Origin of the sequence: Acinetobacter sp. KS-LM10 (assembly GCF_036896575.1) — a bacterium.
Classification (GTDB): Bacteria; Pseudomonadota; Gammaproteobacteria; order Pseudomonadales; family Moraxellaceae; genus Acinetobacter; species Acinetobacter avistercoris.
Map to the genome: position 1 here is coordinate 45,280 of NZ_CP145906.1, position 11,043 is coordinate 56,322.

The 11,043-nt window shown below is 38.2% G+C and carries 7 protein-coding genes and 1 pseudogene; 7 read left to right on the top strand and 1 reads right to left on the bottom strand.

Annotated elements, in window-relative coordinates; all coding sequences use genetic code 11:
• Positions 1 to 5: 5 nt before the first annotated feature.
• The 7 genes and pseudogenes from tssF (at position 6) to V5M36_RS00235 (ending at position 10,159) form a co-directional block, all read left to right on the top strand.
• Entirely contained in the window at positions 6 to 1,814 is a 1,809-nt protein-coding gene (tssF, locus tag V5M36_RS00205) for a type VI secretion system baseplate subunit TssF (RefSeq protein WP_338560807.1), read from the top strand.
• On the top strand, positions 1,778 to 2,773 hold the full coding sequence (gene tssG / locus V5M36_RS00210) for a type VI secretion system baseplate subunit TssG (protein ID WP_338560809.1): 996 nt from the start codon (positions 1,778 to 1,780) through the stop codon (positions 2,771 to 2,773). The genes tssF and tssG overlap by 37 nt, the downstream gene beginning before the upstream one ends.
• Positions 2,770 to 4,173: a hypothetical protein gene (locus V5M36_RS00215; RefSeq protein ID WP_338560811.1), complete on the top strand. Its 1,404-nt coding sequence runs from the start codon at positions 2,770 to 2,772 to the stop codon at positions 4,171 to 4,173. The genes tssG and V5M36_RS00215 overlap by 4 nt, the downstream gene beginning before the upstream one ends.
• A 41-nt stretch (positions 4,174 to 4,214) precedes the next feature.
• Positions 4,215 to 8,081, top strand: a complete 3,867-nt coding sequence (gene tssM, locus V5M36_RS00220) for a type VI secretion system membrane subunit TssM (protein ID WP_338560813.1) — start codon at positions 4,215 to 4,217, stop codon at positions 8,079 to 8,081.
• Positions 8,082 to 8,127: 46 nt separating this feature from the next.
• The gene (gene tagF, locus V5M36_RS00225) at positions 8,128 to 9,087 is read left to right on the top strand and encodes a type VI secretion system-associated protein TagF (protein WP_338560815.1); all 960 of its coding nucleotides are present in this window, start codon (positions 8,128 to 8,130) and stop codon (positions 9,085 to 9,087) included.
• 80 nt (positions 9,088 to 9,167) lie between these two features.
• Positions 9,168 to 9,857 (top strand): annotated as a pseudogene (locus tag V5M36_RS00230) (OmpA family protein); the annotation flags it as partial.
• A 35-nt stretch (positions 9,858 to 9,892) separates the two neighbouring features.
• Positions 9,893 to 10,159: a PAAR domain-containing protein gene (locus V5M36_RS00235; protein ID WP_338560819.1), complete on the top strand. Its 267-nt coding sequence runs from the start codon at positions 9,893 to 9,895 to the stop codon at positions 10,157 to 10,159.
• A 236-nt stretch (positions 10,160 to 10,395) separates the two neighbouring features.
• Here V5M36_RS00235 and V5M36_RS00240 read toward each other — a convergent pair whose 3' ends face one another.
• Complete coding sequence (locus tag V5M36_RS00240) at positions 10,396 to 10,938, bottom strand: NADPH-dependent FMN reductase (protein WP_338560821.1); 543 nt, start codon at positions 10,936 to 10,938, stop codon at positions 10,396 to 10,398.
• Positions 10,939 to 11,043: the final 105 nt, after the last annotated feature.

Genomic DNA, 11,043 nt, shown 5'->3' on the forward strand with positions numbered 1-11,043 from the left:
ATCCAGTGATAGAAGAACTTTTACCGTATTATGAGAAACAGCTGCAAGAATTCGGTCAGCAATCTCGTGAGTTCGCTCAAAAATATCCAAAAATAGCGCAGCGACTGTCGTTAAACCAAGAACAAATTGACGATCCTCATATAGAACGGTTAATTCAGGCTTTTTCTCTTATTGCAGCGCGAGTGGATAAAAAACTGGCTGACAGTTATGACATCTTTACGCGTGCTTTATTCGAAGTCATGTTTCCTCAATATCTACGTCATTTCCCTGGATGTACTGTCGTTAGTTTTGAAGATATAAATAAAATAAAACAGCTCACCGAAGCGCATCTTATTCCTAAAAATACCACCTTGAAATCTCGTAGTTTCAAAGGCGTGCAATGTGAGTTCAATACCACACAAGATGTGAAGCTCCTCCCAATTACGCTGAATAAATTAAATTTTAAGACCAATCCAAGTGCACATATGCATTTGAATCAAAATGCGACGCTTGTCATTGGTTTTGAAATTTTTAACCAAGCTCAGAATTGGTTAATTCATGAAAAATTACCAATTTATCTTGATGCGATTTCTAATTTTCCTTTGCAAGTTTTAGACTCGATTTTTAAATCGAGTACAGGGTTTTCAATTAAAGTTGAAAATCAAGTTCATCATATTAAAAACCCTTTTCAGCTCATGGGTTTTGATGAAAATGAAAGCTTATTGCCGATTGATCAACACACTCATCATGCTTATCGTTTGTTGATGGAATACTTTTGTTTTTCAGATAAATATAGTTTCTTAAATTTAGACCTCAGCGCACTGGCTGGAAAAATCAAAAATCATTCTGAATTTGAAATTCAGATTCATTTTAAGTTGAATTTGAATGATCAGGCGACCATTCGTAATTATTCTGAACTGAATATAGCGAACTTTAAATTATTCAGTACACCCGCTTTGAACTTATTTGAAAAGAGCGCTGAACCACAAAAAATTAATCATAAGCAATTAGAATATCCACTGCTGACTGATGCACATCATCCTGAATTTTATCAATTCTACTCAATCGTTGAGATGGGAATGATTCGTGAAAAGAACAATCAGGATGAAGTTTTTTATCCGATTTTACCGTTCTTTTCCATGAGTCATTATCATGATGAAAAAGTACAATTTTTTTATGCTTTAAATCCCTCGCAACTGCATAGTAAATATGTGGAAACGGGCTATTCCATCATTTCTAAGCACTTAAAACCTTACGAAACCAAATCTGATTTTATCAGTACTAAATTATTATGTTCGAATCGAAACTTACCGCATGAAGCTTTGAGTCAGTCGAACAACATATTGAATTTGAATGATAGTAGTTTGGCACGACGCGCTTTGGTGTTAAAGCGTCCAACGCTACCGCATCAATTTGAGCAAAATCAAAAAGAGCAGTGGAGAATCATTTCTCACTTATCGTTGAATACATTGGCTTTAATGAAGGGCAATGCTGTAAGTCATGTGAAGGAATTACTTGAGCTTTATAATTTACCTAAAACAAAAGAAAATCATTTGTTAATTGATGCAATTAAAAAGGTTGAATTTGGGTTAACTCATAAACTGGTTGAAGCTAAACCCTTTCCGATGTTTGTCCGTGGTGTAAAAGTGACTTTGCACATCGATGAACAGGTTTTCCGCGGACACAGTTTATATGTGTTTAGTCAGTTGTTGAGTCATGTGTTTAATCTCAAAGTTCAAATGAATAGTTTTGTCGATTTGCTTATTTTTGATGTTCATTCTCAGCAGGAGTTATATCAATGCGTTCAGAACGTTGGTGGCAAGAAGCTTCTGTAACTGATGAGCTCTTTAAAGTTCCTACGGCTTTTGAATTGGTGCAGAGTACACGTATTCTTAGGCATGTTCCTTATCAGCGTGAGTTGAAATATTGGGCGAATGAATTTCAGTTTGAGTCTTCACTTGAGCTGAATTTTCCAAAAACAGAAGTTGAATCTTTAAAGCTTGAAAATGACCGAATTGAATTGACCAATTTGATGGTGGGTCTGACGGGAATGCAGGGAGCATTGCCATATAGCTATACCAATAAAGTTAAACAAGCACCACGCATACACAGAAAAGAGTCGCTTAAATTCTTAGGATTGTTTAATCACAAGCTCACTGCGCAATACATCGACTCGTGTATCACCTATAACTTGCCAGTTCGTTATGAAGTTGAAGATGAAAACCATTATTTAAAAATTTTACATGCATTAAATGGCTATATAAGTGAGCAACATCAGCAAGGCGAATTGGATGATTACTTTGCTGAATTCGCAGGTTTAATGCAAGGGCAAAACAACACTGCACACGCACTGAAAACAATGCTCACAACGGTGTTTAAGCATAAAGTGACTGTTGAAGAATTTGTTGAAGAAAAATTTAAGCTAGCTGATGATCAGCGAATGGTATTGGGTGGTTCAAACCCTAGTCTACTTGGTATAAATACCTTTTGTGGCGAAACCATTAAACAAATTGATGGCAAAATCGAAATTCAAATTGGGCCTTTAAGTCGACAAGCATATCTCGATTTTTTACCCAATCAAAAGGCCAGTCAAAAACTTAAAAGCCTTTTACAAAGTTGGTGTAGTCCAACACTGATGGTGGATTTACGTTTAATTTTAGACAAACAAGAAGTAAATCCAATCTGTTTAAGTTCAACTCAATTTATGGGACTCAATCAGGGTGCATTTTTAATGCCTGACGCCCCGAAGGATAATCATGAAACGTGTTATGCATTGCTTGGAGTGGCTTCATGATTAAAATTATTCTAGGCGTATTGATTACCGTATTTGTCTTGGTTTCTACGGTGGTGGTTTTGTATTGGCGTGATACCAATCATGATCCTTCAACACAAGATTTATTGATTTTCTTTGGTTTAGTGCCTGTTGCTTTCTCTTTATTAATTTTAATGCCTTTCTTTATTAAAAAATGGTATGACGACCAACAAGAAAAAAAGAACAATCCAGAATTGGCAGAAGAAAAACAACAAAAAGAAGAGTCTGTTGCTGAAGAAATTGAATGGATCAATTTAAATGTTTTCTCATCTGGCGCTTTAAGTGCTTTGGGTGAAAATGAAAGCATTTGGGATGAGTTGAAAAACTTTAAAAGCCCAGAGCTCGATCAGCAGTTACTCAACGGTTATGGTTTGCCTATTCTCAGTTATCGTATTTCAGAGATAGGTGATTTGATGGCAATGGATGAAGAAGAGAGTGAATCTTTTTTAAATGCTCGTCAACGTAGAATGGAAGCCTTATTAAAACTACAGTTAGAACAGAATACCGAAACCTTGTGGCAAGTAGCAGAACACATTAAACAATCAGCCTTATTTTACGAAGGGCAGTTGGTGCACGAATATCGGATGCATCCTGCTTGGATTGATCCAAATGCGAACACTGAGGAAGATTATTCTACTGAGAGAACCGTAGAGCAAGTACCGCGCTTAAATCAACTTCATATACATCTGATCTTGGCTGAAGACTTACTTCATACGTGGGATGAAAGCTCAACTCAAGAGTTGCTGGCAGAGTTTTTAAACCAATTGGGATATATTCCGCAAAAGTTTCACGTGGAACATCATTACTGGGGTAAAGAAACTGCATATAAAAATTGGCTTGATCTTTTACAGCAAATTGAAAAAACGACTGAGTCAGTAAGTTTGCTAATTGCTGTTGATTCAGAGATTGATCAAGATACGGTCGACGAAAAAACTTGGGTTTCAGATCAATATACGCCATCTGAATTTATTGGAAGTTGTTGTGTTGCACCAGATTCAGTGCTAATTAATGGATTAGAGCCACAAAAAACCATAAAAATAGCTTTGAATGAGCGTCGATTATTCAATACATTAGAACAGCTGAATAATGACAAACTAGAGCAATACGAAGAAGAACAAGCTTTTGTGATTCAACTAGATGACATAACTGACCTGAAAGTTGTTAAACAGCTAGAGAAAAATTTTGGCGATACGCCAATTGAACAACACCATTATTTATATGTGAAACAGAGCGTCGGTCAGACTGAAAATATTGCCAAAGTATTCGGCTTTATGGTTGCACTGCAAGGTTCTGAAGCGTTGATGACGATGGTTTACAGTTGTGATCAACCTAGAACACAAGCATTGATCCAGACGTCTGAAAAACAAGATGTGCCTGTTTAATACAATTGATTTATAAAGTTTAATGAAATATTGAGAACCTCATGTATATAATTTTAGGCTATGTGTGGCAGTACGTAACCAATCCAAAGGCAATCATTGCATTGTCTTTGTTTGTTGCGTTGGTATCTGCATATAACACTATTCCAAGACAGTATTTTTGGCCTTTAGCTGCGGCGTATGTCATCGGCTTAGTCGGTTATGGGATTTACTGGCTTATACAACGCCGTCGTAATCAGCAGCAAGGTGAAGAACTGGCTGAAGCGATTGAAAAAGATACGCATGCTGAATACGGAAAACAAAAAGACAAAGATGAACTTCAGCTGGTCAATCAACAGATGAAAGAATCAATTCAATTGATTCGTAAATCTAAGTTGGGAGATAAAAAGGGCAGTGCGGCACTTTATGAATTACCTTGGTATATGGTGATTGGTAATCCAGCTGCGGGTAAAAGTTCTGCCATTTATAATTCGGGTCTAAAATTTCCTTTTGAAGAAACCCACAAAAGTACCGTGTCTTCAGGTTTAAGTGGAACGCGTAATTGTGATTGGTTCTTTTCTACTGAAGGTGTTTTACTAGATACCGCTGGTCGTTATTCGGTTTATTCAGAAGATCATTCAGAGTGGATTAGCTTCTTAAATCTATTAAAGAAGAATCGTTCTAAGGCTCCGATTAATGGCTTGATTGTTACAGTGAGTATTTCTGAGCTGGTTAGTCAAAGTCCTGAAAAATCTTTGAAATTGGCTAAAAATCTACGTGCACGAATTCAAGACTTAACTGAACGATTAGAAATTTTTCCGCCAGTCTATTTAGTCTTTTCAAAAATGGATTTGATAGCAGGCTTTACAGAATTTTTCGACTGTTATGATCAAGAAGAGTTTGATCAGGTTTGGGGTGCAACATTACCCTATAATCCTGAGTCTTCTAATAATGCGGTTGAACTTTTTGAGCAGCATTATAATATTTTATATGATGGATTAAAGAGTGTAAGTACCACGCATCTAAGCCGTCGTCATGCTCAAAATATTTCACCGAGTGTGATGACCTTCCCATTAGAATTTAAAACACTGCGTCCTGCCTTAAAAACCTTTATTGGGACATTGTTTGAAGAAAATCCGTATCAGTTTAAGCCCGTATTCCGTGGTTTTTATTTCACCAGTGCCTTACAAGAAGGTGTGATTGAAAGTCCAATGACGCAACAAATTGCTCAGGATTTTAATCTGACTAAAATACCGAATAGTGAACATGGTATACCTGTAAAGTCGATTTCACAGAATCATGGTTACTTCTTAAAAGGTCTATTTTCAGATGTCATTTTAAAAGATAAAAATCTGGTCAAACAACATATTAATACCGCAAAAAAACGTCAACGTTATTTGAGTTTTATTGCAGCATTATTGGGCGTTTCGGTCATTCTTGGTCTATGGGTTTGGTCATATCGTAATAACCAGCAATTGATTGCAGATGTTCAAGCAGATTTAAATAAAGTTGTACAAATGGAACAAGCATCGGGTCAAAATTTATCGACTCAATTGGATGCCTTGTTGGTACTGCAACAGCGTTTAGAACAATTGGATGGATTTGATGAAAATCGTCCGCTTAAATTTGGTTTTGGTTTATACCAAGGCGATCAATTACGCGAAAAATTAAAATATGAATACTTAAATGGTATTCGTCAAATTGTACTTGAGCCATCGCAACAAAATATGGCGCAATTCTTACAGCGCGTGAAAGGTAACGAAGCAACATTAAAAGAAAATCATATCAATGTTGAGTTACAGCAGGTTGCTGGATCACGTCCTGCTCAAACCAATTTAGAGCCTTCTGATGCGAATCCTCAAGATGCGTACAATGCGTTAAAAGCGTATTTGATGATGAGCAATCCAAAGTATATGGAAGCAGGGCATTTAAGTGATCAAGTTACGCGTTTCTGGCGTTCGTGGTTAGATGCTAACCGTGGTCAAATGCCTCGTGGTGAAATGATTCAAAAAGCCGAACAAGTCTTGACCTATGCGATGACATTGGCCAATGATGAAAAGTTCCCGAAACTTAATTCTGATACCCAGTTGGTCGATCAAAGTCGTCAAGTACTGCTTGCGGTAATGAAAGGTATGCCAGCACGTGACCGTGTTTATAATGAAATTAAAATGCGTGCAGCGGTGCGTTACCCAGCAGTGACCACTGCTCAGATTGTCGGTGAAGCCAACCGTGCTGTGGTGCTCGGTTCATATGCGCTACCAGGTGTATTTACCCAAAAGGCTTGGAGTGAATATGTTGAACAAGCGATTGATGAAGCAGCAAACAGTCCAACCGATTCAAGAGACTGGGTACTAAATAGCAATCAATCTGATGATTTAACGTTTAGTGGTAGCCCAGATCAGATTCGCAAACAGCTTACGGATGTGTATAAGAAAGAATATATCGCTGAATGGCGTAAATTCTTAAACGGCATTTATTATGCGAAGCAACCTGATTTTGCACAGCAACATAAATCGATTGATCTTTTAGGCGAGCCTCAAAATTCACCAATCCGTATTTTACTGGAACGGACTGCCAAAGAAACCAGTTGGGATAATCCTGTCGTTCTCGCAGAATTGGCAGCGCCTCAAACAGGGTTTGTGGCTTGGTTTAAGCGTAAAGTGTTACGCCAAGATGCATCGAATGTTGCTGAACGTGCAGCTGCTCAAGCGCAAGGCCCAATTTCTAAAGAATTTAATGTGTTCTATCAATTGGTCCGTAAGCGTGATGATCAACAAAATAAATCACTTTTAGACGAGTATTTAACAAGCCTTGCACAAGTGCGTAGTAAATTTAATGATCTACGTAATGCTGGTGATATTGGCCCTAATGCAATGGCATTGGTCAAACAAACCATCAATGAGCAAACGTCTGTATTTAATACCACTCAGAAGTTGGTCGATGAGAAGTTGTCTGTAGGATTGAATGATATCGATAATAAAATGGTGCAAAAGTTATTGGTTAGTCCTTTAACCGCTTCATTTGAAAGTCTCATTACACCAACGCAAGATGAAATTAATAAATTATGGACGATGCAAGCGTATCAACCATTCACGCAGACTTTAGCTCAAAAAGTGCCCTTTAATTCTTCTGCATCGATTCAAGCCACCAGTGGTGAAATTGGTCAAATCTTTGGTGAAGGCGGCAGTATTGCCAACTTTATTAAAGAAACTTTAGATCCATTTGTGATTCGTCGTGGTTATACATTAACGTCTAAAACGTGGAAGGATCAGGGCATTATTCTGAACCCGCAATTCGTTATGAATTTCCAACGCTATGTTGCGCCGTTAAATGGTGTGGCGACGGGAACATTGAGCCAAGGGGCGACATCTGCGCCAGCGGCAGCAAATCAATCGAACTTCCAATTCTATCCATTACCTAATCCACAATTGCTGTCTTATACCATTGACATTGATGGCCAGCGTTTGGTCTTTGAAAATGGCATTCAACAATGGGTGAACTTCGTTTGGCCGAATACGGGTGCTATTCCGGGTGCACGTATTACTGCTGTAGATTTAGAAGGTAAAACCCATACGATTTTTGACGCACCAGGCGAATACGGTATTAACCGTTTAATTGACTCTTCACAAAGAAGAGAGCAAAGCGGTGTTGTCGAAATGACATGGGCTAGTGCGCAAAATCCAGCTGTTGCAGTCAAAGTGAATTTCCGTTTGATTAGCGGTAATTCTGGTCAAGGTGGCAATCCAAGTGTGGGTTCAAACCGTGATTTAAATGGTGTGCAACTGGTGGACAAAGTCACCACCAATAAAACAACAGTACGCGTGGTTTCTGCTCAGCAAGCACCAACGCCAACAGCAACTGCACCCGTGGTTGCCAATCCAGAGACACCGACTGCTCCTCAAAGCGCGGCACGAGGAGTAGCAACACCATGATTCAATTTGCGGCAGTGACGCTACAAAGTAAAAATGGAGTACCAATATGCAAGTGCTAAAAACCAAGCCACTTTACTATGGTAAAAGCCCTGCACGAGGTGACTTTCTGAAGACCAAAGGTCAAAATGCACTGATTCAAGTGATTGATCAGTGGATTACAGAAGCCTTGGAACTTGCGATGAAGCATCCTGATTTTGATCAAAAGTATCGCTCATTGGCATCGCTAGATTTTTTTATTGCGAATCCGCAAGAAAATATGTTTTTAGCGGCGAATTTAATCACCAGTGAAGATAGTTCAGGACGTCAATTTCCAATGGTCTTAAGCCATTTGGTTGAAGTTGAGTCTCCTTTTCAAAATCTGCTGTATGCACCTTATAGCTATAAACCCGTGCTGATTGATCTATTTCAAAGAAATAGAGTGATTCGGACGGTGAATGATCCAGATATTTTGCTGGATAAACTGGCGCATTTAAAAGATCAAATTCAAATTTTAGATCCCAATGAGACCAGTGGTTTTTTTGAAAATCACACCATGCACTCATTTGCACAGCTCATGAAATTGAGTGTATATGAACTCGCTCAAAGTATGATTGGTCTAGGTTTATTGTTGCAACCTGTACTTAAGCATGGCACTGCAAAACTCAATAAAGTCCTCATTTTACCCGTTAATAATCCAAGCTATTGTTATGAGTTAGCGGCATTTTGGGTCAGCCTGATTTCTAGATTCTTATCTCAACACAATACTGAAGTACTGATCGGGATTTTACATTCTGATACGCCCGTATTGCTATTTGGATTTCAGGGTGCAGATATTGAAGCTTTAAGTGATATTTTCACGCAAAGTATGAGTAGCGAGCATTGGGTATCTTTGGTTCAAGCACAGTGGATAGATCCGTATTTGGAGCAAAATGCAGGCTTAGCAGCATTGGAGCAGGGTCTGTGTGAGCGACAGTTAAGCCTGAGTCAAGGTATGAAGCTGTTCCGACAAACATTTATAGAAGAATGATGATGAATATAAATCAAGTGACATCTATATTTAAGCGTACATGCCTATGCATCGGTTTAGGTATGAGCGGTTTCAGCTTTGCTAAAGACATTGTCGTTGAAGGTGTAGTCCCTAACGAACAATCAAAGCAAGCAATTCTCGTCAAAATGCGTTCTGTTTATACAGAAGATCAAATTATCGATAAAATTCAGGTGCGTCCAGTTGCGGCACCGAATGGCTGGAGTGATTCTGTTACTCGTGTGATCACGCCAGATTTGAAAAAAGTAACACAAGGTAAGTTGACTGTGCGCGGTACTCAGGTTGATTTATCTGGAAAAATGCTTAATCAAGCTGAGATCCAGCCTTTTACCACGAATTTTCAAACTTTGGTTTCAGCACCTTATCGTTTTAGTTCACAGCTTTCTGTAAACCAAGCAGAACAAGCCGTGATTGATAATGCGCTGAAGGATCGTATTATTGAGTTTGAATCTGGTAGTGCGGTTTTACTGCCAGCGGGCACGCAAATTTTAGATGAAATGGTGGTTGCATTGAATCGTGTTCAAGGTAAAAATGTGAAAGTGATTGGGCATACCGACAGTCAGGGAAATCCCGATAAAAATAAGGTCTTAAGTCAGCAACGAGCAGACGCCGTGAAGCAATATTTAATCTCTAAAAGTATTGCTGCGACTCGTTTAAGTACTGAAGGATTAGGCGCAGATAAGCCAGTGGCTGATAATGCAACGCCTGAAGGTCGTAAGAAAAACCGTCGTATTGAATTTGAAGTTTTATAACTTCAAATTCAATCATAAAAATAAGGATAAATCGGATGGCATTTCCATACATTACAATTGGTTCACCTACTACGGGCGGTGGTCAGGTAATCTCTGCGAATTCAGCATTTGTGATTGAAGGCAAACCTATTGCATGCGTTGGGGATAAGGCCACTTGTCCTAAACATAAAACCACGGCAACCATTGTTGCAGGGGATAATAAAATGCTGGTTTTTGGAAAGCCTGCGGCTCAGCATAATTCTCCTTTGTCGTGTGGTTGTAAATGCATAGGTAACCAGTCCTTAGCTGTTGGTCAAAATTAAGTTCATAAAAAAATAGTAATATAAAAAAGCCCCAACGTCCTGTTGGGGCTTTTTTATAGATAAATGTGGTGGTGTAGACTTCTATCGTACCAAGCACTTCCAGTGATTGATGATTGATTATTTTGAAAGAGATTTTAATTCTCTATTTATCTCAAATCTATATCCATTTTTATATAAAATTTTTAATGATAAAAGTCATATTTCACATCAGCTTCTTAAGTTTGAGCTTATTTAACTTAAGCACTCACATATTGAACTAGATTATTAAAAGCGATTTGAAGTGCTTTTTCATCGAATGCATTGGCTTCAAATATTTCAGTTTTATTCCGTGAGAAAATATCTTGAATTTCTACAGTTGAATTAGAGTCAATCAAGCCCATTTGAGTGCCGACTTGACGAATTTGATCAATCGATCTTGAACCATTGGTAGAACCGTACCCTACATAAGCAGCCGGTTTACCTTTCCACTCCTTACTTAAATAGTCGATTGCATTTTTTAAAGCGGGACTGTAGCCATGGTTATATTCTGGACTGATGAAAATGAATGCATCGCCTTGCGCAATTTTAGCAGCCCATTCTTGTTGTTTCGGTTGGTCATAAATGCCTGTAGCAGGAGAGTTTGCCCCAGCAAAGATAGGTAAATCCCATTCTTTTAAATCGACAATTTCTGCTTGAACAGTACTATATTCGTAAGTCGCAATTTGACTGATGATCCAATTGGCAACTTTAATCGCTGTACGCCCTTCACGAACACTGCCAACAACAACGTAAATTTTCATCTGCTTACCATGATTATGTATATGAAATGAAACGTTAATATGCTTATTCATCTTTGCATAGAATCAAATTGTATTTTTTTAAATTATTTAAATCCAAGAATTTAA